The sequence below is a fragment of the uncultured Tateyamaria sp. genome (assembly GCF_947503415.1).
Lineage (GTDB): Bacteria > Pseudomonadota > Alphaproteobacteria > Rhodobacterales > Rhodobacteraceae > Tateyamaria.
In genome coordinates, this window is the sequence record NZ_CANNDS010000003.1 from 332,848 (window position 1) to 357,484 (window position 24,637).

At 61.6% G+C, this 24,637-nt stretch carries 22 protein-coding genes; 16 read left to right on the forward strand and 6 right to left on the reverse strand.

What is annotated here, in order from left to right; genetic code table 11:
• The first annotated feature begins 42 nt into the window (after positions 1 to 42).
• Genes hisN through Q1A32_RS18285 form a run of 3 tightly spaced genes read left to right on the forward strand, consistent with a single transcriptional unit; the run spans position 43 to position 2,593 of the window.
• Positions 43 to 837 (forward strand): histidinol-phosphatase, encoded by a 795-nt coding sequence (hisN, locus tag Q1A32_RS18275; RefSeq protein WP_299656379.1) that lies wholly within the window; start codon positions 43 to 45, stop codon positions 835 to 837.
• The gene (locus Q1A32_RS18280) at positions 834 to 2,174 is read left to right on the forward strand and encodes an 8-oxoguanine deaminase (RefSeq protein ID WP_299656382.1); all 1,341 of its coding nucleotides are present in this window, start codon (positions 834 to 836) and stop codon (positions 2,172 to 2,174) included. Before hisN ends, Q1A32_RS18280 begins: the two co-directional genes overlap by 4 nt.
• Positions 2,171 to 2,593, forward strand: coding sequence for a CAP domain-containing protein (locus Q1A32_RS18285; protein WP_299656385.1), 423 nt, complete (start codon positions 2,171 to 2,173; stop codon positions 2,591 to 2,593). Before Q1A32_RS18280 ends, Q1A32_RS18285 begins: the two co-directional genes overlap by 4 nt.
• Here Q1A32_RS18285 and guaD read toward each other — a convergent pair.
• Positions 2,590 to 3,876, reverse strand: coding sequence for a guanine deaminase (guaD, locus tag Q1A32_RS18290; RefSeq protein WP_299656388.1), 1,287 nt, complete (start codon positions 3,874 to 3,876; stop codon positions 2,590 to 2,592). The two genes, Q1A32_RS18285 and guaD, sit on opposite strands and share 4 nt — an antisense overlap.
• Positions 3,877 to 3,990: 114 nt before the next feature.
• Between guaD and mgtE the strand changes: the two genes are divergently transcribed.
• The 6 genes from mgtE to Q1A32_RS18320 all read left to right on the forward strand — a co-directional run bounded on the left by mgtE (position 3,991) and on the right by Q1A32_RS18320 (position 10,163).
• Positions 3,991 to 5,385, forward strand: a complete 1,395-nt coding sequence (mgtE, locus tag Q1A32_RS18295) for a magnesium transporter (RefSeq protein ID WP_299656392.1) — start codon at positions 3,991 to 3,993, stop codon at positions 5,383 to 5,385.
• A gap of 8 nt (positions 5,386 to 5,393) precedes the next feature.
• A complete protein-coding gene (locus tag Q1A32_RS18300; RefSeq protein WP_299656395.1) occupies positions 5,394 to 5,951 on the forward strand; it encodes a 5-formyltetrahydrofolate cyclo-ligase in 558 nt (185 codons plus the stop codon).
• A 119-nt stretch (positions 5,952 to 6,070) separates the two neighbouring features.
• Entirely contained in the window at positions 6,071 to 6,880 is an 810-nt protein-coding gene (locus Q1A32_RS18305) for a TIGR00282 family metallophosphoesterase (RefSeq protein WP_299656398.1), read from the forward strand.
• On the forward strand, positions 6,877 to 7,803 hold the full coding sequence (locus Q1A32_RS18310) for a DMT family transporter (RefSeq protein WP_299615209.1): 927 nt from the start codon (positions 6,877 to 6,879) through the stop codon (positions 7,801 to 7,803). The genes Q1A32_RS18305 and Q1A32_RS18310 overlap by 4 nt, the downstream gene beginning before the upstream one ends.
• A 24-nt stretch (positions 7,804 to 7,827) precedes the next feature.
• A complete protein-coding gene (locus Q1A32_RS18315) occupies positions 7,828 to 9,606 on the forward strand; it encodes an SLC13 family permease (RefSeq protein ID WP_299656403.1) in 1,779 nt (592 codons plus the stop codon).
• Between the two features lie 59 nt (positions 9,607 to 9,665).
• Positions 9,666 to 10,163 (forward strand): hypothetical protein, encoded by a 498-nt coding sequence (locus tag Q1A32_RS18320; RefSeq protein WP_299615213.1) that lies wholly within the window; start codon positions 9,666 to 9,668, stop codon positions 10,161 to 10,163.
• On the opposite strand, the gene Q1A32_RS18325 is transcribed toward Q1A32_RS18320, so the two are convergent.
• The 3 genes from Q1A32_RS18325 to Q1A32_RS18335 form a co-directional block, all read right to left on the reverse strand.
• Positions 10,146 to 11,804, reverse strand: a complete 1,659-nt coding sequence (locus tag Q1A32_RS18325; RefSeq protein ID WP_299656406.1) for an FAD-binding dehydrogenase — start codon at positions 11,802 to 11,804, stop codon at positions 10,146 to 10,148. The two genes, Q1A32_RS18320 and Q1A32_RS18325, sit on opposite strands and share 18 nt — an antisense overlap.
• Before the next feature lie 9 nt (positions 11,805 to 11,813).
• Complete coding sequence (locus Q1A32_RS18330) at positions 11,814 to 12,671, reverse strand: bile acid:sodium symporter family protein (protein WP_299656409.1); 858 nt, start codon at positions 12,669 to 12,671, stop codon at positions 11,814 to 11,816.
• Between the two features lie 63 nt (positions 12,672 to 12,734).
• The gene (locus Q1A32_RS18335; protein ID WP_299656412.1) at positions 12,735 to 14,507 is read right to left on the reverse strand and encodes an SLC13 family permease; all 1,773 of its coding nucleotides are present in this window, start codon (positions 14,505 to 14,507) and stop codon (positions 12,735 to 12,737) included.
• A gap of 718 nt (positions 14,508 to 15,225) precedes the next feature.
• On the opposite strand from Q1A32_RS18335, the gene Q1A32_RS18340 reads away from it, so the two are divergent.
• Entirely contained in the window at positions 15,226 to 15,972 is a 747-nt protein-coding gene (locus Q1A32_RS18340; RefSeq protein ID WP_299656723.1) for a YebC/PmpR family DNA-binding transcriptional regulator, read from the forward strand.
• A 36-nt stretch (positions 15,973 to 16,008) separates the two neighbouring features.
• Here the strand turns inward: Q1A32_RS18340 and Q1A32_RS18345 are convergent, their stop codons facing one another.
• Together Q1A32_RS18345 and Q1A32_RS18350 are read right to left on the reverse strand one after the other, a co-directional pair.
• Positions 16,009 to 16,716 (reverse strand): class I SAM-dependent methyltransferase, encoded by a 708-nt coding sequence (locus Q1A32_RS18345; RefSeq protein WP_299656415.1) that lies wholly within the window; start codon positions 16,714 to 16,716, stop codon positions 16,009 to 16,011.
• 199 nt (positions 16,717 to 16,915) lie between these two features.
• Positions 16,916 to 17,152 carry a hypothetical protein gene (locus Q1A32_RS18350; protein WP_299615223.1) on the reverse strand — a complete coding sequence of 79 codons (237 nt, stop codon included), beginning with the start codon at positions 17,150 to 17,152 and terminating at the stop codon, positions 16,916 to 16,918.
• A 317-nt stretch (positions 17,153 to 17,469) separates the two neighbouring features.
• On the opposite strand from Q1A32_RS18350, the gene Q1A32_RS18355 reads away from it, so the two are divergent.
• The 6 genes from Q1A32_RS18355 (at position 17,470) to Q1A32_RS18380 (ending at position 24,636) form a co-directional block, all read left to right on the forward strand.
• Positions 17,470 to 18,372 (forward strand): DMT family transporter, encoded by a 903-nt coding sequence (locus Q1A32_RS18355; RefSeq protein ID WP_299615225.1) that lies wholly within the window; start codon positions 17,470 to 17,472, stop codon positions 18,370 to 18,372.
• 69 nt (positions 18,373 to 18,441) lie between these two features.
• A complete protein-coding gene (gene betI / locus Q1A32_RS18360) occupies positions 18,442 to 19,017 on the forward strand; it encodes a transcriptional regulator BetI (RefSeq protein WP_299656418.1) in 576 nt (191 codons plus the stop codon).
• Positions 19,014 to 20,522 carry a choline-sulfatase gene (betC, locus tag Q1A32_RS18365; protein WP_299656421.1) on the forward strand — a complete coding sequence of 503 codons (1,509 nt, stop codon included), beginning with the start codon at positions 19,014 to 19,016 and terminating at the stop codon, positions 20,520 to 20,522. Before betI ends, betC begins: the two co-directional genes overlap by 4 nt.
• A 41-nt stretch (positions 20,523 to 20,563) precedes the next feature.
• Positions 20,564 to 22,021: a betaine-aldehyde dehydrogenase gene (gene betB / locus Q1A32_RS18370; RefSeq protein ID WP_299656424.1), complete on the forward strand. Its 1,458-nt coding sequence runs from the start codon at positions 20,564 to 20,566 to the stop codon at positions 22,019 to 22,021.
• A gap of 263 nt (positions 22,022 to 22,284) precedes the next feature.
• Complete coding sequence (betA, locus tag Q1A32_RS18375; protein ID WP_299656427.1) at positions 22,285 to 23,931, forward strand: choline dehydrogenase; 1,647 nt, start codon at positions 22,285 to 22,287, stop codon at positions 23,929 to 23,931.
• Between the two features lie 126 nt (positions 23,932 to 24,057).
• Complete coding sequence (locus Q1A32_RS18380) at positions 24,058 to 24,636, forward strand: thermonuclease family protein (RefSeq protein WP_366141241.1); 579 nt, start codon at positions 24,058 to 24,060, stop codon at positions 24,634 to 24,636.
• The last annotated feature ends 1 nt before the right edge of the window (position 24,637 follow it).

Below are 24,637 nucleotides of genomic sequence, written 5' to 3' on the forward strand. Positions count from 1 at the left end.
TCTGTACTTGCGTCACGGGTGCCAGTCTGGCACCCGATTCATATGAAAAGTCTCATTCCCGAACTGATCGATGTAGCGCATGCAATGGCGGAGGCGGCCCGCGCGGCGATCCTGCCCCATTTTCGCACGCGCGATCTTGATGACGAGAACAAAGCCTCTGATGGCTATGATCCGGTTACAATCGCCGACCGCGCCGCCGAGCAGGCGATGCGGGCCGTGTTGGCCAAGCGCCGCCCGGATGACGCGATTCTTGGCGAAGAGTATGGCGCTCAATCCGGCTCAAGCGGGCTGACATGGGTTCTTGATCCCATCGACGGCACACGCGGCTTTGTGGCGGGCACACCGACATGGGGCGTCCTGATTGCCGTGGGGGGCGAAGATGGTCCGATCATGGGTATGATTGACCAACCCTATATCGGTGAACGGTTCTGGGGCGCAGATGGCGCTGCATGGATGCGAGGCCCTTCAGGCGAACGCGGACTGGTCACGCGCCAACCGCGGGATCTGGACGCGGCCGTGCTGTTCACCACATTTCCCGAGGTCGGCACTGCCTCGGAACGTAATGCGTTCGGTGCGGTGGCGCAGCGCGTGAAGCTCGTCCGGTACGGGATGGACTGCTATGCCTACGCCCTTGTGGCAGCCGGCCAGGTGGATCTGGTGATCGAGGCGGGTTTGAACAGCTATGACATCCAGGCCCCCATTGGGCTGATCGAAGGCGCGGGCGGCATCGTCACTGACTGGTCCGGCGGACCCGTGCACGAGGGCGGCCGGGTTGTGGCGGCGTCTCATCGGGACGTGCATCGTGCGGCGCTCGATATCTTGGCGGACCATCTGTGACCGAGACGCTGATCCGTGCCGCGTCTTACGTGGTGAGCATGGACGATGATCGGCGCATCCTGCGCGATGTCGATGTGCTGCTGCGCGATGGGCAGATTGCAGACATCGGGCCGGACTTGCACACCTCGGGCGAGGTCATAGACGCAAGCGCCTGTGTTGTCACACCGGGCCTCGTCAACACGCATCACCATCTTTACCAGACGCTCACCCGCGCTGTGCCTGCGGCGCAGAACGCGCTGCTGTTTGGGTGGTTGCAAACGTTGTATCCAATCTGGGCCCGGTTTACGCCGGAGCATATGTTCGTGTCGGCCCAGATTGGCCTGGCCGAATTGGCCCTGTCTGGTTGCACGTTGTCGTCGGATCATTTGTACCTGTATCCAAACGGCACGCGTCTTGAAGACACCATCGCTGCGGCGGCTGAGGTCGGGCTGCGCTTTCATCCGACGCGCGGTGCGATGAGCATTGGCGAAAGTGACGGTGGATTGCCGCCCGACAGTCTGGTCGAGCACGAAGCGGACATTCTGACCGACATGGTGCGGGTTGTGGACGCGTTTCACGATCCAAGCCCCGGCGCGATGGTTCGCGTCGGTGTCGCGCCGTGTTCTCCGTTCTCGGTCAGTCGGGATCTGATGCGCGAGGCGGCTGTGTTGGCCCGCGACAAGGGCGTGATGATGCACACCCATTTGGCGGAGAATGACGAGGATATCGCGTATTCACTGGCGCAGTTTGGCTGCAGACCGGGGCAATATGCCGAGGATCTGGGATGGGTCGGTAGCGACGTCTGGCATGCCCATTGTGTAAAGCTGGATGCGTCAGAGATTGATTTGTTTGCCCGCACTGGCACTGGCGTAGCCCATTGTCCCTGTTCGAATTGTCGCCTCGGGTCTGGCATCGCGCCCGTGCGCGCCATGCGGGATGCAGGTGTGCCGGTGGGCCTTGGTGTCGACGGATCGGCCAGCAACGACGCGGGCAATCTGGTGGCCGAGGCCCGGCAGGCGATGTTGTTGCAGCGTGTGTCCCGAGGGGCCGATGCGATGAGCGCCATGGAAGCGCTGGAGATTGCGACGCGGGGCGGAGCCGACATACTGGGCCGTGCGGACTGCGGGCGTCTGGCTGTCGGGACCCGCGCCGATGTGGCGATCTGGGATGTCAGTGGGATCGAGGCAGCCGGAAGCTGGGACCCTGCGGCGTTGCTGCTTGCAGGGCCTACGACCGTGCGGGATCTGTTTGTTGAGGGTCGGCAGGTTGTCCGCGACGGGCATGTGGCGACCTTTGACCTGAGCGCAGCCATTCAGCGGCAGAATGCAATGGCTTTGGCGTTGAGCGAGGGCGCATGATGCGGTTCGTAGCTGTCTTCGCAACCGTCCTTTGGGCGGGCGTGGTGTCTGCTGATCCCGCTGTTTTGGCAGCCGTCAATGCTGAGCGCGCCGCCCAGAACCGAGCGCCGTTGATCTACGACAGCGCGCTTGAGGCTGCGGCCCGCGCTCATGCGCAGGACATGGCACAAGCCGGGTTCTTTGATCATACCGGATCAGATGGGTCTGACATCGGGCAGCGATTGACGCGGGCTGGATACCGTTTTTGCTTTGGGGCCGAGAATATCGCGGCAGGCCAGCGTGACCTGACCGAAGTGATGGCCGGGTGGATGGCGTCGCGTGGGCATAGGCGCAACATCCTGCATCGCAGGGCTGAAGCGGTGGGGTTGGCCCAAGCGCCGGGCAATCTGTGGGTGATGGTGCTGGCAGCGCCCTGCTAGGTGCGCCGTGCGCCTGCAATCCAAACATCTGCGACGGCGCGGTCATCGCCCATCATGATGGTCGGGAACACGGCATCCCAAATATCCTCGGCCCGCGCGTGGCGCTGCGCGATGGCGGGGGTGGAGGCGAGATCGAGCACGCAGATATCCGCATCTAGGCCGGGGGTGATGCTGCCAATCTCGTCCCCGCGGTGCAGCACACGGGCGGACCCTGCCGTCGCGAGCCAAAGGAGTTGGGCCGCATGGACGGCGACGCCGCGCAGTTGCGCGATCTCATACGCCGCGGCCATGGACCGCAGCATGGAAAAGGACGACCCGCCCCCTGTGTCGGTGGCAAGGCCCGCAGGTATGCCGCGCCCCGTCAGGCCCATCAGGTCAAAGAGGCCCGAGCCGATGTACGTGTTGGATGTGGGGCAATGCACGACGCCCGCGCCCACGTCGCGCAGGCGGTCAATCTCACGGGCCTCCAGATGGATGGCGTGGCCATAGAGGCCACGTGCCCCCAGAAGCCCATGTTTTTCGTAGGTGTCCAGATAGTCCCGCGTGTCGGGGTAGAGGTCGCGGACCCATGCGATTTCGTCCACCTGTTCGCTGAGATGTGTCTGCATCAGCGCGTCTGGATGTTCGGCCCAAAGCGCGCCAAGCGCGGCCAACTGATCTTCGGTCGAAGTGGGGGAGAAGCGGGGCGTGATGGCGTAGCGGGCGCGGTCCCGACCGTGCCACTTCTGCAGCAGCGCCTTGCTGTCGTCATAGGCCGATTGCGCGCTGTCCCGCAGCCCGTCGGGGGCGTTGCGGTCCATGCAGGTCTTGCCTGCGACGACGGCCATGTTACGTGAGGCCGCCGCTTCGAAAAGGGCTTCGACGCTGGTGGGATGGATGGTGCAGAAACTTGCCACTGAGGTCGTGCCGTGATCCAGAAGCAGGTCCAGATAGCGGTCTGCGGTGGCCTTGGCGTAATCCGGATCGCCGAACCGCATCTCTTCGGGAAAGGTGTAGGTGTTGAGCCAGTCGATCAGCCGTTTGCCCCATGAGGCGATGATGGCCGTTTGGGGGTAGTGTGCGTGGGCATCAATGAAGCCCGGGCAGATCAGGTGGCCGGGATAGTCGTGTCGTTCGGCGTCCGCCCCGTTGGCCAGCGCATCCTTGCCCACAGCCGCAATGCGCCCATCCTCAATCAGCACGGCACTGTCTTCCAATACACGCACCGCATCCGCCCACGGCTGCGCAAACGGGTCGCCGTCGAAGGTCAGCACGTGGCCGGTCAGAAGATGAGTCTTTGTCATGGCTGTCTTATGCCGGGGCCGCGCAGACAGCGCAAAGCGAAAACCGGGCCATTGTCACCCCCCATGGGCCGCCCTATGGTCTGGCGAGATGCCAGCCAAAGGGAGACGCACGCCATGTCAGATCAGACCGACGTGACTGAACCCGGCGCAGACGACAACGCCTATGTCCTTGAACGCAAGGACGTTTCCGCGATCCTTTATGCCGTTGATATCGAGGACCGCGACCAGCTGACCAAGCTGATGGAACCGCTGCACGCGGCCGACATTGCCGACCTTCTGGAACAGATCAACGCCTTTGATCGATCCCGCCTGATCCGTCTTTATGACCGCGAATTTGACGGCGACATCCTGTCGGAACTGGACGAGTCGATCCGCGAAGAGGTGATCGGCGTTCTCAAGCCCACCGTCCTGGCCGACGCCGTGCGCGATCTGGACAGCGACGACGTGGTCGACCTGATCGAGGATCTGGACGACGTCCAGCAGGAACAGATCCTCGATGCGCTGGAAGACACGGACCGGGCGCTGGTCGAACAGTCGCTGGCCTTCCCCGAATACTCTGCCGGGCGTCTGATGCAGCGCGAGGTCGTCATGGCCCCGGAACACTGGACCGTGGGCGAGGCCATCGACCGGCTGCGTAGCGCCGAGGAAGCGGACCTGCCCGATCAGTTCTATCATATTGTGCTGGTCGATCCGCGCCTGCACCCTGTGGGCAACGTGACGCTGGGCAAGCTGATGCGGTCGCGGCGCGAGGTGCTGCTCTCTGATCTGGTGGAGGAGACGTTTCAGATCATCCCGGCCAGTCAGGATGAAAGCGACGTGGCCTATGCGTTCAATCAATACCACCTGATTTCGGCCCCGGTGGTCGATGACGAGGGGCGGTTGATTGGTCTGATCACCATTGATGACGCCATGGCCGTGTTGGATGAGGAACACGAGGAAGACATTCTGCGTCTGGCCGGTGTGGGCGAGGAATCTGCCCTGTCGGACCGGGTGCGAGAGACCACCAAGCGGAGGTTGCCGTGGCTGGCAGTGAACCTTGTGACGTCTATCTTGGCATCGCTGGTCATTGCCCAGTTCGAGATGGCAATTGCGCAGATCGTGGCACTGGCCGTGTTGATGCCCATCGTGGCGTCGATGGGCGGGAATGCAGGCACGCAATCGCTGACCGTGGCCGTGCGTGCGCTGGCGACTAAGGATTTGACCGGGGCAAACGTCTGGCGTGTGATCAGGCGCGAGGTTCTGGTGGGCCTGATCAACGGCGCGGTCTTCGCTGTCGTCATGGGCATTGTGGGCGTGATCTGGTTCGGCTCACCTGCGCTGGGCTATGTCATCGCCGCGGCGATGGTGGTGAACATGGTGGTGGCGGGGCTTGCGGGCACGGGCATTCCCATTGTGCTGGACCGGATCGGCATCGACCCGGCGCTGGCTTCGGGTGCCTTTGTGACAACCGTGACCGACATCGTTGGCTTCTTTGCCTTTCTCGGCCTTGCGGCCATCGTGTTGCTGTAGGGTTTCAGATGACCCTGACAGAGCAGAAGGCCGCTGTACGCAAGCAGGCGTATGAGGCGCGCAAGGCGGCGTTTGATCTGGATGCGGGCGGTGCCTCTGGCCTGTTGTCGTCTGTGCTGGCTGGTTATCGCGGCGTGCCGCTGGCGGGTTATATGCCCATCCGATCCGAGATTGACCCGCTGCCCGCCATGGCGGAGGCCGCGGCGCATGGTCCCGTCGCAGTGCCGGTGATCCTGGGGGACGGCAAACCGCTCTCCTTTTCCCGATGGACGCCTGACAGGCCGCTGCGTGAAGGTCCATTTGGTGCGCGCGTGCCCGAGGTCGACGACTTCCTTGAGCCGGAAATCCTGATCGTGCCGCTTGTCGCCTTCACCCGCGCTGGTGGGCGGTTGGGCTACGGTGGTGGATTTTACGACCGGACGCTGGAGCAGTTGCGCGGACGTCGTGCCACGCTGGCCATTGGCTTTGCCTATGGCGCGCAGGAAATGGAGGCTCTGCCATTGGAGCCCACGGATCAGACGCTCGATATGATCGTCACGGACAGTGAAGTGATCGACATCAGTTGATGGAGGAGCCTGACGGGGAAGGACCTTCCTGAGCCGTCTTTTGGGCGTTGTGATTGCGGTCTGTCGCGTCACGCGGCTTTGCGCTTGCTCTTATGGGGGCGTGCCGCATATGGGACGGTATGAAAATGATGTTTCTGGGTGATGTGATGGGCCGCGCGGGCCGTCAGGCAATCACCGATCACTTGCCACGATTGCGTGCCGACTGGGATCTCGATTTCGTTGTGGTCAACGGCGAAAACGCGACGTCTGGCATGGGGCTGTCTGGTGCACATGCCAAGGCACTGCTGGATGCGGGCGCCGACTGCTTGACGCTGGGCGATCACGCTTTTGATCAAAAGGACATGCTCGCCTTTATCGAACAGGAGCCGCGCATCATCCGCCCGTTGAATTTCTCAAAGGCGGCACCGGGCAAAGGCGCGCGTCTGTTCACGGCGCGGGGAGGTAAGAAGGTACTGGTTGCGCAGGCCTTGGGGCAGGTGTTCATGAAACGCCCCTTCGATGATCCATTCTCGGCGCTTGAAAGAGTGTTCCGCAGCCATCCTCTGGGCGGGCAGGCGGATGCGATCATCGTGGATTTTCACTGCGAGGCGACGTCAGAAAAGATGGCGATGGGGCATTGGTGCGATGGGCGCGCGAGCTTGATGGTCGGTACCCACACGCATGTGCCAACGGCGGATGCGATGATCCTGTCGAAGGGATGCGCCTACCTGACCGATGCCGGAATGTGCGGCGACTACAATTCGGTCATCGGCATGCAGCGGGACGAGCCGTTGCGTCGCTTTATCACCGGGATGCCCAAGGAACGTTTCCAACCGGCCCTGGGTCCTGCAACCCTTTCGGGTGTGTACATTGAAACGGGCACTGATGGCCGTGCCACACGGATCGAGATGGTGCGCGAAGGCGGATTGCTGCAACCGAGCACCCCATGACGGGGCGGGCGGCCTTGGGGTTCACGGCTGTCCTGATCCTGCTTGGCGCAGGCTGGGGCCTGACCATGCCGCTGACGAAAATCGCGGTCAGCACCGGATACCAGCATTTTGGCCTGTTGTTCTGGCAAATGGCCATCGGTTCGGTGGTCATGACCGGGCTGGCAGTGCTGCGCCGTTCAAGGCTGCCGCTGGGACGGTCGCACGTGCGGGTGTATGTGGTCATTGCGTTGATCGGTTCGGTCTTGCCCAACTCCGCGAGCTATCAGGCGGCGGTGCATTTGCCATCGGGCATCATGTCGATCCTGCTGAGCATGATCCCGATCTGGGCTTTTCCAATCGCTCTGTCCCTGAGCCTCGACCGGTTTGAATGGCGGCGGTTTTCGGGCCTGCTGGTTGGTCTGAGCGCAGTTCTGTTGATCGTGTTGCCGAACGCACAGATGAGCGGCAGTATTCCCATATTCTGGGTGTTTGTCGGCCTGATCTCGGGCTTGTTCTATGCCTTTGAAGGGAACTATGTGGCCCGTTGGGGCACGGCAGGTCTGGATGCGATCCAAGTGCTTTGGGGTGCGTCTCTTGTCGGGGCTTGCATTGCCTTGCCGTTGGCGCTGTTCAGCGGCCAGTGGATTGATCCGCGCCCGCCGTACGGTGCGCCCGAAATTGCGCAGGCGGTCGGCTCGACCATGCATGTGCTGGTTTATGCTGGTTACGTATGGCTGGTCAGTCGCGCCGGGCCCGTTTTTGCCGTACAAGTCAGCTTTCTTGTCACGCTCTTTGGCGTGTTCTGGGCCCGTCTGATCCTGGATGAGGCATACGCCCCGACGGTTTGGGCGGCGCTGGCATTGATGCTTGTTGGCATGTTTCTCGTTCAACCGCGCAGCAGCCGGGTTGAAGCGCGTGCACCGATAGGGGACAGTGCGCGCTGACAGGCGCAAAAAAGGGCCATGCCCATGGGGCTGATCGAGCTTTCGCAGACCGGCAATGCCATCCTGACACTGGTGGTCGTGGGCGTGATGTTTGTGCTGTTTCTGCGCGAAAGTTTCCCTGCGGAAGTGGTGGCGATTGGTGGCGCTGCCTTGATGCTCGCCACCGGTGCGCTGCCCTATGACGATGCGCTAAGCGTTCTGTCGAACCCGGCACCATGGACCATTGCCGCGATGTTCATCATCATGGGGGCATTGGTTCGCACCGGCGCTCTTGAGGCCTTTACCGGGCTTGCTGACAGGCAGGCACGCACCAACCCGGCGCTTGCGGTTGTTATGCTGATGGCCTTTGTCATCTTCAGCTCTGCAATCGTGTCCAACACGCCGGTGGTTGTCGTGATGATTCCTGTCATCATTCAACTGGCCAAGACCATGGGGCTGAACCCGTCCAAGATGCTGATCCCATTGAGTTACGCCGCGATCCTTGGCGGTACTCTGACCCTGATCGGCACCTCCACCAACCTGCTGGTGGATGGCGTGGCCCGCACCCAAGGGATTGAGCCCTTTACCATTTTTGAGGTCACGCCGCTTGGCATCGTACTCGTGATCTGGGGCATGATCTATTTGCGGTTCTTCGGACCAATGCTGCTGCCTGACCGCGACAGCATGGCGGGGCTGCTGAGCGATCGCAGCCGCATGAAGTTCTTTACCGAAGCTGTCATTCCGCCTGAATCCAACCTTGTGGGTCGCGAAGTCACCGGCGTGCAGCTGTTCAAGCGCGATGGTGTGCGATTGGTCGATGTGATCCGTGGGGATCAATCCCTGCGCCGCAACATGCAGGGCGTCGAACTGCGGGTGGGTGACCGCGTGGTCCTGCGCACCCAGATGACCGAGCTTTTGAGTCTGCAACGCAACAAGGAACTCAAGCGCATTGATCAGGTCGGGTCGGTTGAGACGACCACGGTCGAGGTGCTGATCACCCCCGGCTGCAAGATGGTGGGTCGGTCGCTTGGCGCGATGCGGTTGCGGCGTCGGTATGGTGTGTACCCGCTTGCCGTGCACCGGCGGAACCAGAATATCGGGGTGCAACTGGACGAACTGGTTGTCAAAGTGGGTGACACTTTGCTGCTGGAGGGCGCGCCCGAGGACATCCAGCGGCTGGCCAGCGACATGGACATGGTGGACGTCTCCAAACCGTCACAACGCGAGTTCCGGCGCAGCCATGCCCCGATTGCGTTGATGGCGCTGCTGGGCATTGTCGTTCTTGCGGCCTTCGGGGTGGCTCCGATCCTGATGCTGTCGGTGCTGGCCGTGGCTATCGTTCTGATCACCCGCTGCATTGATGCGGACGAGGCTTTTTCCTTTGTGGACGGCCGTCTTTTGGCGCTCATTTTCTCGATGCTTGCCATCGGCGCGTCCCTGGAGGCGACGGGGGCTGTGTCCCTCATCGTGGATGCCATTGCGCCGGGTCTGATGGTTCTGCCGCCCTTTCTGATCGTGTGGGCGGTCTATCTGCTGACCTCAGTGCTCACCGAATTGGTCAGCAACAACGCCGTGGCTGTGGTGGTCACGCCCATCGCCATCGGTCTTGCCACGGCTCTCGGGATTGATCCGCGGCCACTGGTTGTCGCTGTCATGGTCGCGGCCTCGGCGTCGTTTGCGACACCGATTGGCTATCAGACCAACATGTTGGTCTATGGTCCGGGCGGATACAAATTCACCGACTTCATGCGCGTTGGCATCCCGTTGAACCTGAGTGTCGGCTTGCTGGCCTCTGCAGTCATTCCACTGATCTGGCCCCTCTGATCGCAAGAGACTGTTAAGGCGTGCGTGCTAGGCCAAGGAACCGTTAGATCAGACATGCCATGCCCGAAAGTCGCCGCCCCATTCACAAGATCACGCCCGTTTACGAAGACAACGGGTTGTTCCGCTCGCCCGTGCGTCGGGTCACGGTGGGGCTTGTGCCTCAAATCCACCGTAACAACCGGCAGGACCTTGTCGTGCGTGCGTTTGTGCGGGATGGCGCAGCGATTCAAATCCTGTTTGCGGGGCGTCGGGCCAAGCAGGCCAAAGCGGTTGAGGCACGCTTGCGTGCGATGCTCTTCAAGGCGCGATCCAAGACACCCGGTTGGAAAGCCGAAGGCGTGGATACAATCCAGTTGCCCCTGCGGATTGAAGGGGTGTGGCGCTCACGGTTTTCTCGCGATGCATGGGGATGCGAGACGCGTCATTTTCAGCTGATCGCCGCGCGCTGGGCGATGTTCGATGATGCGGGTGTTGCGCATCTCTTTGGCGAAGCACCGGTGCATTTGGTGCCAACGCGCCCGGCTCAGATTGACCAGATGTCAGGCGATGCTTTGTGAGCGCCCTGCGTTGCGGCCAGAAAAAATACAGCCGCCCAGGAACGTGCCCTCAAGCGCGTTGTAACCGTGATACCCACCACCGCCAAAGCCCGCGACCTCTCCGGCCGCGAAAAGCCCCGGCACAGGCTGGCCGTCCGCCCCGATCATTTGACTGTTGAGTGTCGTATGGAGCCCGCCCAGCGTCTTGCGCGTGAGCACATGCAGTTTCACTGCAATCAACGGACCGTTGGACGGATCAAGGAACTTGTGCGGTTTGGCCGTGCGCAACAACCGGTCGCCGCGATAATTTCGAGCCGCATGGATCGCCATCATCTGCGCGTCTTTTGAGAACGGATTGTCGATCTGGGCGTCGCGCGCTTCGATCTGGGCACGCAACTTTGCCTCGTCAATCAGGTTGCCGCCACCCACCTGGTTCATGCCGCGCACCAGGGTACTGAGGTCATTGGCAACAACGAAATCCTCGCCCTTTTCCTTGAACGCCTCAACAGGGCCAGTTGCATTCTTGCCCGACAGGACACGCTGCTTGATCACCTCCGCCCATTTCTTGGACGTCAGGTCCGGGTTCTGTTCGGAGCCTGACAACGCGAACTCCTTCTTGATGATCTTCTGGGTCAGCACGAACCAGCTGTAGTCGTACCCGGTGGCGAGGATGTCGCGCAGGGTCGACATGCTGTCAAAGCCGGGCAGGGCAGGTGGCGCAAAGCGGTTTCCTTCCGCGTCGAACCACATGGATGAGGGGCCGGGCAGAATACGGATGCCGTGGCTGGGCCAGATCGGATCCCAGTTTTTGACCCCTTCGGTATAATGCCACATGCGGTCGCCATTGATGACATGGCCGCCGGCGGTTTCCGAAATGCCGATCATGCGGCCATCCACGTGGGCGGGCACACCTGCCACCATGTCCTTGGGTGCCGGGCCAAGGCGGTCGGTTGGCCAGACCTTGCGCACCATGTCGAAATTGCCGCCGATGCCGCCGGATGTCACGATGACGGACGGCGCGCGCAGTTCAAATTCTCCCACAGCATCGCGGTTGGTCTTTTGCCCACGCTCCGCCCCATCCTCGGCCAACACCGTGCCGCTCACCCCCTTGGCCGCCCCGTTCTCCATGTCGATGCGGTCGACCTGATGACGGAAGTTGAACTGGATCAAACCGGCTTTCTCGTGTTCCTCGCAGCGGCGCACGAAGTGTTCGATGATGCCGGGGCCGGTGCCCCATGTGATGTGAAAACGTGGTACGGAGTTGCCGTGCCCATCGGCAAAACTGCCGCCGCGTTCGGCCCATCCCACAACCGGGAACCAGCGCAGGCCCATACCGTGCAACCACGACCGCATCTCGCCTGCGGCAAAGTCGATATAGGCTTCGGCCCATTTGCGCGGCATCGCATCTTCGTCCCGGTCGAATTGCGCGCTGCCCATCCAGTCGTTCAGGGCCAGCGCGCGACTGTCCTTGATCCCCATCCGGCGTTGTTCGGGTGTGTCGACCATGAACAGGCCGCCCAACGACCAGAACGCCTGACCTCCCAAGAAGCTGCGGGGTTCCTGGTCCACGATGATGACCTTTTTGCCCCGGTCCCCAAGCTCGGCAGCGGCGGCAAGGCCCGCAAGGCCCGATCCAACGACGATGGCGTCTGCGTGATCCATGAAGGTCTCCTACCTGCTGCGATACCAAGCCACGAAGGGCGCGGCGACGAGATACATGGTGATCCCGTACACTGCTGAGGGCAAGGCCATGGTGCTGAACCCGTCGGACTGGCCCGAGATCAGAGCCGCGAGGGTGATGCCCAGTGTCGCGTTCTGAATTCCAGTTTCGATCGATACCGTCTTGGCCTGCTGCCAGCCAAGCGACACGACACGGGCGAGGCCGAGGCCAAGCAGCAGAAGCACCACGTTCAACAAGATCAAGGCAGGACCGAGGGCGCTGAGGTTGTCGATGAAGATCGCCCAATTGCCCGCCAGAGCGGCCACAACGATTATGACAAAAAGGACCGTGGCAATGATCGACAACGTGCCGTCGATCGCCTGTGCGATGCTTGGCGCGAAATGGCGCAGCGTCACGCCGATGGCGACGGGCAGCGTGGTGATCAGGAAGACGGCGATTGTCAGCGATGCGATGGACACGTCAAGCGCTGAGCCGCCCAGAAACCACTCCACCGTCAATGCGGTCAGTCCGGGTACGGTCAGCAGACTCAGGAGGCTGATCACAGCGGTCAGGGACACGGACAGGGCCACGTCGCCCTTTGCCAGTTTGGACACCATGTTCGATGTCACGCCACCCGGGCAGAAGCTGAGCAGCATGAACCCCACCGCGATTTCGGCCGGTAGGTCGAAGACCATGACCGTGGCAAAGGCAGCCACCGGCAGCACGATCACCTGGCTGAAGGCCCCAATGGCAAAGGCTGCGGGTGCTTTCAGAACGCGGGTGAAGTCCGCAAGGGTCAGGCCGACCCCAAGGCTGAACATGATGATGGCCAGCGACAGTGGCAGGACCACATTTATCAAGATATCCATGTTCCTACTCCCTGCCGGTGACGTTAGACGCGGCCCTTGCGCCGATGCAATACTGACACAAGGTCAGAGCGGCCAGAATACGAGAATGGCGGGGATGGAGACGGCGATCACGATCACCTCCAGAGGCAGGCCGATGCGCCAGTAGTCCCCAAAGTGATAGCCGCCGGGGCCGAGGATCAACGTGTTGTTCTTGTGCCCGATGGGGGTGAGGAACGCCGATGAAGCAGCCACCGCCACGGCCATCAGAAACGGGTCTGGACTCACGCCGAGCGTCTGCGCCATCTGGATGCCGACGGGCGCTGCGACGATGGTGGTAGCGGTGTTGTTCAGCACGTCCGAGAGGCTCATCGTGACGACCATCAGCACGGTCAGCACGGCCCACGCGGGCAACCCGTTTGTGAGCGTCACCAGCCAGCCTGCGATCAGTTCGGTGCCGCCCGAGCTTTCGAGGGCCGCCCCCAGTGGGATCATGGAGCCAAGGAGCACGATCACGGGCCATTCGATATGGGTATAGAGTTCGGACAAAGGCACGATCTTGGACAGGACATAGGCGATCACAACCAGACCGAGGGCGATGGGCAGGTAGAGCAGGCCGATGCTGGCTGCGGCCACAGCGCCAATGAACAGGCCAATGGCCAGCCAGACCTTGTCATCCGCTGTGACGGCCAGACCACGTTCCGCCAGGGGCAGGCAACCAAGCCATTGGGTGACGTCTGCGCCGGTGTCGCGGGGCACGAGTAGGAGGAGGATGTCGCCCGTGCGGATTTCAGTCTTGCGGATTTGGCGGGTGATGCGCACCCCTTCGCGCGAAACCCCCAAAAGCACAGTGTTCTGCCGCCATGCAAGGCCAACAGATTGCGCCGTGCGCCCCACAAGGCGGCTGCTGTCCGTGACCACAACCTCAATGATCTCAACACCCTCTCCGGCAGCGTGCAACTTCTCTTCGCGTTCGGCATCGGCTACGGCGAGACCTGTCGCCGCGCGGAATTCGTCGAGCGCATCCGGGGTTGCTTCGATCACGACGGCGTCACCCGCGCGGAGTTCGGAGTTGCGGGCGCGGCCATAGCGGCGCTTGCCCTCGCGCAAGAGCCCAACGATGGCGACGTCGGATTTGTCGGCGTCGTCTTCCAACTCGCCCAGACGTTTGCCGATGTGCTTGCTGTCGTCCGGCACGACCAGTTCGGCCACGTAGCTTCCGATGTCTTCGAGCTCTGCGCAGGCGTCGGCGCGGGCCGGGATCAAACGCCACCCGATCAGAGCCACGAATATCAACCCGGCGATGGCAGCAACCCCTCCGACAGGTGCGAAGTCGAACATCTTAAAGGGTTCGCCCAAGCTGTCTTCGCGGATGGTGGCGATGATGATGTTTGGCGGCGTGCCGATGAGTGTGACCATCCCGCCAAGGATGGTGGCAAAGCTGAGCGGCATCAGGCTGAGCCCGGGTGAACGTCCGGCCTTTCGCGCTGTCTGGATGTCGACGGGCATCAGAAGCGCAAGGGCCGCGACGTTGTTCATGAAGGCCGAAAGCACGCCGCCGATCGCACCCATGAGCGTGATGTGCGCGCCGAGTGACCGGCTGGCATCGACGAGGGTGCGGGTGATGAGAAAGACCGCACCGGAGCGGACCAGACCGGCCGAGACAACAAGCACCAGGGCGACAACAAGTGTGGCGGGATGACCAAAGCCAGAGAACGCCTCGGCACTGGGCACAACACCCAGAACGACCCCCAGCATCAAGGCTGAAAAGGCGACAATATCGTAGCGGAAGCGGCCCCAGAGCAGCATGCCGAACACGGCGCCGAAGAGGCAAAAGAGTATAATCTGATCAGTGGTCATCCCCGCACCCTAGGGTCGGGGGGCAGGGGGTGCCAGTTGTTTCTCACGTCATATTGTAGGGGTCTGTGTTCGGTATATTTCCATGGAGGTTTATGCCCAGCACAGGGCGTCGCGACCGTGTAACAGAAAAGGTCGCATAGCCCGGCGATGGCGCGACGGGCGCTGGTAAAAGGACGCTGACGCGACGCGATTTTGTTGGGATGGGGGCTCTGCCCCCAAACCCCCGTGGTATTTTCAGTCAGAAGAAATCGAATTGATGATGGGCTGTGACCAAGGTCATGGAGGGACGACGGTCATGCGGTTACGCAAGGAGTTCCAGTTGATTTGGGGGTGCCCTTGATGATGCCGAAGAGGTATCCAACGCTATGCGGGGCGATATGGCCCAGGTGTTGCTCGTCGCGGCGAGCCATTCCGGCTCCGCTTGGCCGGGCAGACAGTGCTCGTATGCCTGCTGGTCAGTTGGGGGTGCCCGTGGTTTCGGCGACGCCGCATCTATTCGAGTATTTGCGGACCGCTTCGAGGGGTGAACTTGTAAACAGCATTGTTCGCCTGGAGCTATAGAGGTATCGGACCGGCATTGCGTTTGAGCCGCGTGACCACCTCTGGATCGTGGCCCAAGGACGTGGCTTCCGTTCCGGTGCACAAGGTGGCCTTGCCCCGCCTGCGTGCCATGTCCTATAGACGCCCGGACCACCACATTCCGGGACAGGAGGCGCGCATGGCCGGCCACTCAAAATGGGCAAACATCCAGCACCGCAAAGGGCGGCAGGACAAACTGCGCGCCAAGCTGTTTTCCAAGCTGTCAAAAGAGATCACCATTGCCGCCAAAATGGGCGACCCGGATCCCGACAAGAACCCGCGCCTGCGTCTGGCCGTCAAAGAGGCCAAGGGGCAGTCGATGCCCAAGGACAATATTGACCGCGCCATCAAGAAGTCGATTGCGGGCGAGGGCGAGGATTACGAAGAAATCCGCTATGAGGGGTATGGCCCCAACGGTGTGGCTGTCATCGTCGAGGCGATGACGGACAACCGGAACCGGACGGCATCGACCGTGCGGTCGACCTTTACCAAGAACGGCGGCAACCTGGGCGAGACGGGCAGCGTGGGCTTCATGTTCGAGCGCAAGGGCGCTGTGAGCTATCCCGTGGAGGCGGGCGATGCGGACACCGTGATGATGGCCGCCATCGAAGCGGGGGCCGAGGATGTGGAGAGCACCGAAGAGGGCCATGTGATCTGGTGTGCGGACACGGACCTGAACGAGGTGTCGACTGCGCTTGAGGGTGATCTGGGCGAGTCAGAGTCTACCAAGCTGGTGTGGCGCCCAACCACGACGACCGAGATGGATCTGGAAGGCATGCAGAAGCTGATGAAGCTGATAGATGCGCTGGAAGATGATGACGACGTGCAGAACGTCACTACGAATTTCGAGGCGAGCGACGCGGTCATGGAGCAGTTGGACGGGTGATCTGGATCCCGTGATGCCCAGCACCTTTGAGGCGATCTATGGGCCTTTTTGCCACTCCATGATCAATTGATAGGGCGCATTGTTGTAGGCCTGTTCCTTCGAATTTTCCGGGTGCAAAACGGAAGGTTCATCGAAATGCGTGAGTGTCATGCCGCGCTGCAACAGTTCTGTCATGTAGAATGAGAGGGGCCGATGCCAGTTGGTGACGGTAATTCCCTTCCACTCCGCAACGGTTGCGTGAGGTTCGAGATAGCGGCGCACCACGATCTCGCGCCCGCCGTCGGGCAAGATGCGCCAGCCACCCGCCTTGATGTCAGACGCGGTGGCGAACCCTGTGAGGTTCGCAATCAGGAAGCGTCCGCCGGGGCCCAGGACACGAACTATTTCGTCCAGCGCGGCCTCGATGCCTTCAATGTCCAGAAGGCTGAGATAGGCCACAACCATGTCGAAGGTTTCAGATGCAAACGGAATTGCCTCGGCCCGGCCGCTCACGAACTGTGCGCCGCCACGTTCCGCCGCTTTTGCCAGCAAGGCTGGCGACGGGTCGAGCCCCACCAGTGTTTCGACCTTGTTTTGGAGGAGGCGGCAAAAACGTCCTTCGCCGCAGCCCAGATCGAGAAGGTGGCGCGGCGCGCACGCATAGACGCGGTCCAGCATCGGGGCATCAAGGACGCGTCGGCGGCTGAAGTCGCCGTGGGCGCCTTGCGCTTCAATCCATGCATCTGCGGAGCTGTCCCAATCCATGATGCATAACCCTTAGCATGGCAAGGGCGCCTGCGCGACGGTCCGTCGGGATGTCACTGTGATCGTCAGAGCCGGTTTTCACCAGATGCTTCCACACTCGGACGTGCGCGTTCGTTTTCGGGTTATCAAAAAGCAAAACGCCGCCCTGTTACCAGGCGCGGCGTTTATTTCTTGCCTTCGGGGGCTGTCCTCGGACGGATCAGAAAAACAGCTGACGGGCTACCTGGCTCCAGCTTTGGGTGCTGTCGGCATGAGGTGCCGGTGTCTGGCGACGCAAGCGGCGCATCAATCCCTTGAGATCATTCAGTCGCGTGCGCGCAGCAGAACCGCCCGCGCGGCTTTGCACGGACAGAATCTTTTCCTGAGTCTGCAACGCAGCCTCGATCAGTTCGAGGTCCTGCTTGGTCAGATCAACGGTATGTGTATCGTCGAGCATCGGATTTCATCCTTGTTATCGTTGACCAGCATATGGGGTCTGTAAGGTCATACGCCAATCATCAAATATCAGATCACCGTGATACCCGCGTCAGTTGACATTTGCTGGCAGTAGAGTTGGCGTGACAGTTCACGTCGGTCGTGCGGATATAGGGAAGGTGCGTCTGGAATGCTCTGCTTATTTGCGCAACGCTGATGTGCAAAAAACGTATAGCTCGTGCAGAGTTGTCGTCCGGACTTCAACAAACGTCCTTTCGTCGTGATCGTGGCGCACTTGCACAGCTTGCGCTTGGTCGCGCTTTGCGCATTGATGCGCGGATGACTGCCGCCTCTTCTCGCCCGCTTGTCGCGATCTTCTGGATGCTGGTGACCGGCTTTTGCTTTGTCGCTGTGACGGCGCTGGTCAAATATCTGGGCGACGGGGTTCCGCCGGCCCAAGCGGCGTTTTTACGGTATCTGCTGGGCATCGGGTTCCTGCTGCCCATGTTGCCGGCCGTGCGTGCGGCGCATGTAACCCGTCGGCAATGGTGGCTATTTTCCTTGCGAGGCGTGTTTCACACGGGCGGCGTGATCCTGTGGTTTTACGCCATGACCCGCATCCCCATCGCCGAGGTGACGGCGATGAACTACCTCGCCCCCGTCTATGTGAGCATTGGCGCGGCCATCTTTCTGGGCGAGCGGCTGGCCTTGCGCCGGATTGCGGCCATCGTTGTGGCGTTGATCGGCACGGCGGTGATCCTGCGCCCCGGATTTCGCGAGGTCGCACCCGGTCACATTGCCATGCTGTTCTGCGCCATAACGTTCTCGGGGTCCTATCTGCTGGCCAAGATCATGGCGGACGAGGCGAAACCGGCTGTTGTCGTCGCGATGCTGTCCATTTTCGTGACCATCGGGCTGGCCCCCTTCGCGTTGGCCAATTGGGTGACGCCAACGGGGGCTGAACTGGGCCTGCTGTTTCTGGTCGCCTGCTTTGCCACCGCGGGGCACTACACGATGACGATGGCCTTTGCCGCGGCCCCGGTGACTGTGACGCAACCGGTGACTTTCCTGCAGCTTGTCTGGGCGGTGCTGCTGGGGGCCATCGTATTTGCCGAACCGGTCGATGTGTGGGTCATTCTGGGCGGCACGCTGATCCTTGCCTCTGTCACCTTCATCACGTGGCGTGAAGCGGTTCTAAAACGCCGTCCGATCACGCCGCCAAGCCCTGCGACGAAGCTCTGATTTTTATTGATTGACGAGTCAATAAAAGATCCCCACGGTGCGCGCCAGCATTGAAGGGAGCGTGCACGCGTGCCAAAAATGGGAATGGAACCGATCCGCAGGGCGGCCCTTGTGCAGGCCACGATTGCAGAGATCGGGGCGGCGGGATCGCTGGATGTGACCGTCGGCCAGATTGCCAAGCGGGCAGGCATGTCCACCGCTCTCGCGCACCACTATTTTGGCGGCAAGCATCAGATCTTTCTGGCGGCCATGGGCCAGATCCTGCGGGATTTCCAGGCTGAGGTGGTTGAGGAACTGCGCGCCGCGCGGACCCCAAGAGGGCGGGCCGAGGCGTTGATTGCTGCCAGCTTTGCGCCGTCCTGCTTTGCCCCCGCCACGATCAGCGCATGGATGACGCTGTACGCTCACGCCACCACCCATCCCGAAACGCACCGTTTGCTGGTGATGTACCAGCGTCGGTTGCGGTCCAACCTGACCCACGCCTTGCGCCCGATCTGCGTGGACGCCCGTGCGGGGGCCGAGATGTTGGGCGCGCTGATCGACGGGCTTTACCTGCGTGCGGCATTGGCCAAGGATGCGTCCCCCGACGCGGCCAAGACAACGGCCCTGCGCGCTCTGGACACTCTGACCGGAGCGGATGAATGACCAAGCCCAACATCCTGATTTTCATGGTGGATCAGTTGAACGGAACACTGTTTCCGGATGGTCCCGCCGACTGGCTGCACGCCCCGAACCTGAAGAAACTGGCCGCGCGCTCGACCCGGTTTGCCAACAGCTATACTGCATCGCCACTTTGTGCACCGGGTCGGGCGTCCTTCATGTCCGGTCAGTTGCCGAGTGTGACCGGTGTCTACGACAATGCCGCAGAATTCGCATCGTCCATCCCCACGTATGCCCACCATCTGCGCCGCGCGGGCTATCAAACGTGCCTGTCAGGCAAGATGCACTTTGTGGGTCCCGACCAGTTGCACGGCTTCGAGGAACGGTTGACCACGGACGTTTACCCACCCGATTTCGGCTGGACGCCGGATTATCGCAAGCCAGGCGAGCGGATCGACTGGTGGTATCACAACATGGGGTCTGTCACCGGGTCCGGTGTGGCCGAGATCACCAACCAGATGGAGTTCGATGACGAGGTCGCCTATCACGCGACGCGCAAGGTGTACGATCTGGCGCGCGGGCATGATGCGCGGCCCTGGTGTTTGACCGTCAGCTTCACGCATCCGCATGATCCCTATGTGGCGCGCCGGAAATACTGGGATTTGTATGCCGATTGCGCGCACCTGATGCCCGAGGTGGGGCCGATTGCCTATGCCGAACAGGACCCGCATTCGCAGCGCATTTTGGACGCCAATGACCGCGACAATTTCAATATCTCGGACGAGGATATCCGCCGGTCGAGACGCGCTTACTTTGCCAATATCTCGTATCTCGATGACAAGATCGGCGAGGTGATGGCGGCGCTGGAGGCCACGCGGCAGGAGGCCACCATTCTGTTCGTGTCCGATCACGGCGACATGCTGGGCGCGCGGGGGCTGTGGTTCAAGATGTCGTTCTTTGAAGGCTCCGCCCGGGTGCCGCTGATGATCTCTGCCCCGTCGATGGAACCCGGTCTGGTCATAGATCCGGTCAGCAATATCGACGTGTGCCCGACGCTGTGTGATCTGGCGGGTGTGGACATGTCCGAGGTGGCCCCATGGACGGAAGGCCAATCACTGGTGCCGCAAGGGCAAGGGGTGGAACGGACCGAACCGGTGGCGATGGAATATGCCGCTGAAGGATCTTACGCGCCGATGGTGTCGCTGCGGTATGGCAAGTGGAAGTACAACCGCTGCGCGCTGGACCCCGATCAGCTGTTTGATCTTGAGGCGGACCCGCATGAGTTGACCAACCTGGCGGATGTGCCCGCCCATAAGGGCACACTGGATCAGTTGCGCGCCAAGTCAGAGGCCCGCTGGGACCTTGACCGTTATGACGCCAACGTGCGCGCCAGTCAGGCCCGCCGCTGGGTCGTCTACGAGGCACTGCGCGAGGGCGGCTATTTCCCCTGGGACTACCAGCCCCTGCAAAAGGCGTCCGAACGCTACATGCGCAACCACATGGATCTGAACGTTCTGGAAGAGAACCAGCGGTTCCCCAGAGGCGAATGATCCACTTTCATCTTGCCAAATAAACTCCCGCCGGAGGCGACATGACCTATCCAACCCAACCCACCGCCAGTCATTTCATTGACGGCCAATATGTCGAAGATACGAGTGGCGCGCCCATCGACGTGATCTATCCCGCCACGGGCGCGGTGATTGGCCGTGTGCATTCCGCGACACCGGCCATCATCGACCGGGCACTTGCGTCGGCCCGCGCGGCACAGGCGGCGTGGGCGGCGATGACGGGCACCGAACGGGGCCGTATCCTGCGCCGGGCGGCTGACATCATGCGGGAGCGCAACCATGATCTATCGGTGCTGGAGACGTTTGACACCGGCAAGCCTTATCAGGAGACGTCCGTGGTGGATGCGACCAGCGGGGCGGATGCGCTGGAGTATTTCGGTGGCATGGCCGCGACCCTGACGGGTGAGCATATCCAGTTGGGGGAGGATTGGGTCTATACCCGCCGCGAAGCGCTGGGCGTGTGCGTGGGCATTGGCGCGTGGAACTACCCCACGCAGATTGCTTGCTGGAAAGGTGCGCCGGCGCTCGCGTGCGGCAACACGATGGTGTTCAAACCGTCCGAGACGACGCCGCTTTGCGCCCTGAAAGTGGCGGAGATCCTGCACGAGGCAGGCGCACCTGCGGGCGTTTACAACGTCGTTCAGGGGCTGGGTGATGTCGGTGCGGCGTTGGTGTCAGATGACCGCGTGGACAAGGTGTCGCTGACCGGATCGGTGCCAACGGGCCGCAAGGTCTATGCCGCCGCTGCGGCGGGTATCAAGCATGTGACGATGGAATTGGGCGGCAAGTCGCCCCTGATCATCTTTGATGATGCGGATGTGGAGAACGCGGTGTCGGGGGCGATCCTCGCCAATTTCTATTCCTCAGGGCAGGTCTGTTCCAACGGGACGCGGGTATTTGTCCAGAAGGGCATCAAGGCGGCGTTTCTGGCGCGTCTGTCCGAGCGTTTGGGCGCGGCTGTGATTGGTGATCCGCAGGACCCCGAAACGAGTTTCGGGCCCATGGTCAGTGAACGGCAGATGGGCATTGTGCAGGGCTACATTGCCAAGGGGCAGGAGGAAGGCGCGCGGCTGGTCTATGGCGGTGCGCGGCTGGAGCGTGACGGCTTTTATCTGGAACCCACCGTCTTTGCCAATGTGACCGACGACATGACCATCGCGCGGGAAGAGATCTTTGGCCCCGTCATGGCGGTGCTGGATTTCGAGGATGAGGCCGAGGTGATTCCACGGGCCAATGCGACCGAATTTGGGTTGGCGGCGGGTGTGTTCACATCCGATCTGACCCGCGCGCATCGGGTGGCGGCCGGGTTCGAGGCGGGTACGTGTTACATCAACACGTACAATGATGCGCCGGTCGAGGCCCCGTTTGGCGGATCGAAACTGTCCGGTGTGGGGCGGGAAAACTCCAGGGCGGCCATTGCGCATTACAGCCAGTTGAAGTCGGTCTATGTGCGCATGGGCGATCTGGAGGCGCCGTTTTGAGTGGTTGGGACGCCCCTTTTTCGGCAAGCCGCCCACCCACCCACCCACCCACCCCGTCTTGCCGAAAAAGGGCGGCAGGGGGCCGGTGTGGCGCGATTTGAGATGTGAAGGATTTTTGCTGAGAGGTGCTTGAGGGATCGGTTTGATCCTCAAGTCACCTGTTCGAGTGTGAGATGCGATTCCCCGAAGCCTCAAGGACAAGCCGCGCGTGCGCGCGGTGCTGCGCATCCTTGATCCTTCGCGGAATCACCTGAGGGTGAGAGATGGAAGCGGATTATGTGATTGTAGGGGCCGGGTCGGCGGGCTGCGCCGTGGCCTACAGGCTGGCGGAGGCCGGAAAGTCCGTGCTGGTGATTGAGCATGGCGGCACCGATGCGGGGCCGTTCATTCAGATGCCTGCGGCTTTGTCTTACCCCATGAACATGAAGCGCTATGATTGGGGCTTTCGGTCCGAGCCTGAACCGCACCTGAACGGCCGTAGGCTGGCCTGTCCGCGGGGCAAGGTCATTGGCGGGTCATCGTCCATCAACGGGATGGTCTATGTCCGGGGTCATGCCATGGATTACGACCATTGGGCCGAAAGCGGAGCGGATGGCTGGGCCTATGCGGACGTGCTGCCTTATTTCAAGCGGATGGAGGCTTGGGACGGCAATGGGCATGGCGGTGATCCGGCGTGGCGTGGCACGGATGGTCCTCTGCATGTCACGCGAGGACCGCGGGGTAATCCGCTATTTTCTGCATTTGTAGAAGCCGGGCGACAGGCCGGTTATCAGACCACCTGTGACTATAACGGCCAGAAGCAAGAAGGCTTTGGCCCGATGGAGCAAACGGTGCACAAGGGGCAGCGCTGGTCGGCGGCGAATGCATACCTGAAGCCTGCTCTCAAGCGTGACAATTGCGATCTGGTGCGCGGGCTGGTCGAGCGGGTTGTGATGGAAGAGGGGCGCGCTGTGGCCGTGGCCCTCGCGGATGGCACAGTGGTGCGCGCCCGGCGCGAGGTCATTCTGGCCGCATCCTCCATCAATTCGCCCAAGATCCTGATGCTGTCGGGCATTGGACCCGGCGCGCATCTGGCGGAGCACGGCATTGACGTCGTGGCGGACCGTGCCGGTGTGGGGGCCAATCTGCAGGACCATCTGGAGCTTTACATTCAGATGGCAGCAAGTCAGCCCGTCACGCTGTTCAAACACTGGAACCTTGTGTCCAAGGCGATGATCGGGGCGCAGTGGCTGTTCACGGGCACCGGTCTGGGTGCATCGAACCAGTTTGAAAGTGCGGCCTTCATTCGCAGCCGGGCGGGCATCCCCTATCCCGACATTCAGTATCACTTCCTGCCCATTGCTGTGCGCTATGACGGGCGGGCTGCTGCCGAAGGGCATGGGTTCCAAGCGCATGTGGGACCGATGCGGTCGCCTTCGCGCGGGCGCGTCACTTTGCGGTCGCCCAATCCTTCGGACGATCCAGTGATCCGCTTCAATTACATGAGTACGGAGCAGGATTGGGAGGAGTTCCGGACATGCATCCGTCTCACGCGCGAAATCTTTGCCCAAGATGCCTTCGCGCCGTTCGTGAAGCACGAAATTCAGCCCGGTGCCGATGTGCAATCGGATGATGAGCTGGATGGGTTTATCAGGGAGCATGCCGAGAGCGCTTATCACCCGTGCGGGACCTGCAAGATGGGGCGGCTCGATGATCCGTTTAGCGTCGTCGATCCGGAAGGGCGGGTAATTGGCGTGGATGCGTTGCGGGTCGTGGACAGCTCGGTCTTTCCGCGCATAACCAATGGCAACCTGAACGGGCCGTCGATCATGACCGGGGAAAAGATGGCGGATCACATCCTGGATCGCCATCTGCCGCGCAGCAATGATGTGCCGTGGGTGCACCCGAACTGGGAAACGGCGCAGCGTTAACGACGCGGGCAAAGAACGTTTGAAATCCGGGCGTTCCGTGTCCATCTTAACGAAATGTTAAGAATTTGTTCCGTTCTTGTTCTCTGTCTTCTTCCCGCGTTTGTCACCGCAGACGTCCGTGGCCCCGTGCGTGTGATTGATGCCGACACATTGGATGTGGGCGGCGTTCGCGTGCGCTTGCATGCCATTGATGCGCCTGAAATGGATCAGATGTGTGTGACCGAACATGGCGCGGCCTTTGCCTGCGGGAGATGGGTGACTGATCAGGTGCGTGCGCGCTTTGATGGACGGATGGCAACGTGCGCCCGTGTCGACACGGATCGGCATGGCAGAACGGTTGCCAAGTGCCATGTGCAAGGCGTGGACATCGGCGAAGAGATCGTGAGCGCCGGTTGGGCTTTTGCGTATCGCCGGTATGGCATGGACTATGACCTCGATGAAAAGGCGGCCTATGTCGCGGATCGGGGCTTGCATGGCTTTCGTGTGCAATCGCCTGCTCAGTTTCGCCAGGCGCGGGCCAAGGGGCGCATCCCGCCCGATCCCGTGTGTCGCATCAAGGGCAATATCTCAAAGAACGGGCAGATTTTTCATATGCCGGGGCAAGAATTCTATGAACGCACGGGCATCAACGAGGCACGGGGGGAGCGCTGGTTCTGTTCCGAGGCCCAAGCAGTGCAAGCCGGGTGGCGACCCGCACGGCGGTGAT

Coding starts and splice junctions, on each gene's coding strand:
- hisN (WP_299656379.1), top strand. CDS start 43: ATGAAAAGTCTCATTCCCGAACTGATCGATGTAGCGCATGCAATGGCG.
- Q1A32_RS18285 (WP_299656385.1), top strand. CDS start 2,171: ATGATGCGGTTCGTAGCTGTCTTCGCAACCGTCCTTTGGGCGGGCGTG.
- guaD (WP_299656388.1), bottom strand. CDS start 3,876: ATGACAAAGACTCATCTTCTGACCGGCCACGTGCTGACCTTCGACGGC.
- mgtE (WP_299656392.1), top strand. CDS start 3,991: ATGTCAGATCAGACCGACGTGACTGAACCCGGCGCAGACGACAACGCC.
- Q1A32_RS18300 (WP_299656395.1), top strand. CDS start 5,394: ATGACCCTGACAGAGCAGAAGGCCGCTGTACGCAAGCAGGCGTATGAG.
- Q1A32_RS18305 (WP_299656398.1), top strand. CDS start 6,071: ATGAAAATGATGTTTCTGGGTGATGTGATGGGCCGCGCGGGCCGTCAG.
- Q1A32_RS18310 (WP_299615209.1), top strand. CDS start 6,877: ATGACGGGGCGGGCGGCCTTGGGGTTCACGGCTGTCCTGATCCTGCTT.
- Q1A32_RS18315 (WP_299656403.1), top strand. CDS start 7,828: ATGGGGCTGATCGAGCTTTCGCAGACCGGCAATGCCATCCTGACACTG.
- Q1A32_RS18320 (WP_299615213.1), top strand. CDS start 9,666: ATGCCCGAAAGTCGCCGCCCCATTCACAAGATCACGCCCGTTTACGAA.
- Q1A32_RS18325 (WP_299656406.1), bottom strand. CDS start 11,804: ATGGATCACGCAGACGCCATCGTCGTTGGATCGGGCCTTGCGGGCCTT.
- Q1A32_RS18330 (WP_299656409.1), bottom strand. CDS start 12,671: ATGGATATCTTGATAAATGTGGTCCTGCCACTGTCGCTGGCCATCATC.
- Q1A32_RS18335 (WP_299656412.1), bottom strand. CDS start 14,507: ATGACCACTGATCAGATTATACTCTTTTGCCTCTTCGGCGCCGTGTTC.
- Q1A32_RS18340 (WP_299656723.1), top strand. CDS start 15,226: ATGGCCGGCCACTCAAAATGGGCAAACATCCAGCACCGCAAAGGGCGG.
- Q1A32_RS18345 (WP_299656415.1), bottom strand. CDS start 16,716: ATGGATTGGGACAGCTCCGCAGATGCATGGATTGAAGCGCAAGGCGCC.
- Q1A32_RS18350 (WP_299615223.1), bottom strand. CDS start 17,152: ATGCTCGACGATACACATACCGTTGATCTGACCAAGCAGGACCTCGAA.
- Q1A32_RS18355 (WP_299615225.1), top strand. CDS start 17,470: ATGACTGCCGCCTCTTCTCGCCCGCTTGTCGCGATCTTCTGGATGCTG.
- betC (WP_299656421.1), top strand. CDS start 19,014: ATGACCAAGCCCAACATCCTGATTTTCATGGTGGATCAGTTGAACGGA.
- betB (WP_299656424.1), top strand. CDS start 20,564: ATGACCTATCCAACCCAACCCACCGCCAGTCATTTCATTGACGGCCAA.
- betA (WP_299656427.1), top strand. CDS start 22,285: ATGGAAGCGGATTATGTGATTGTAGGGGCCGGGTCGGCGGGCTGCGCC.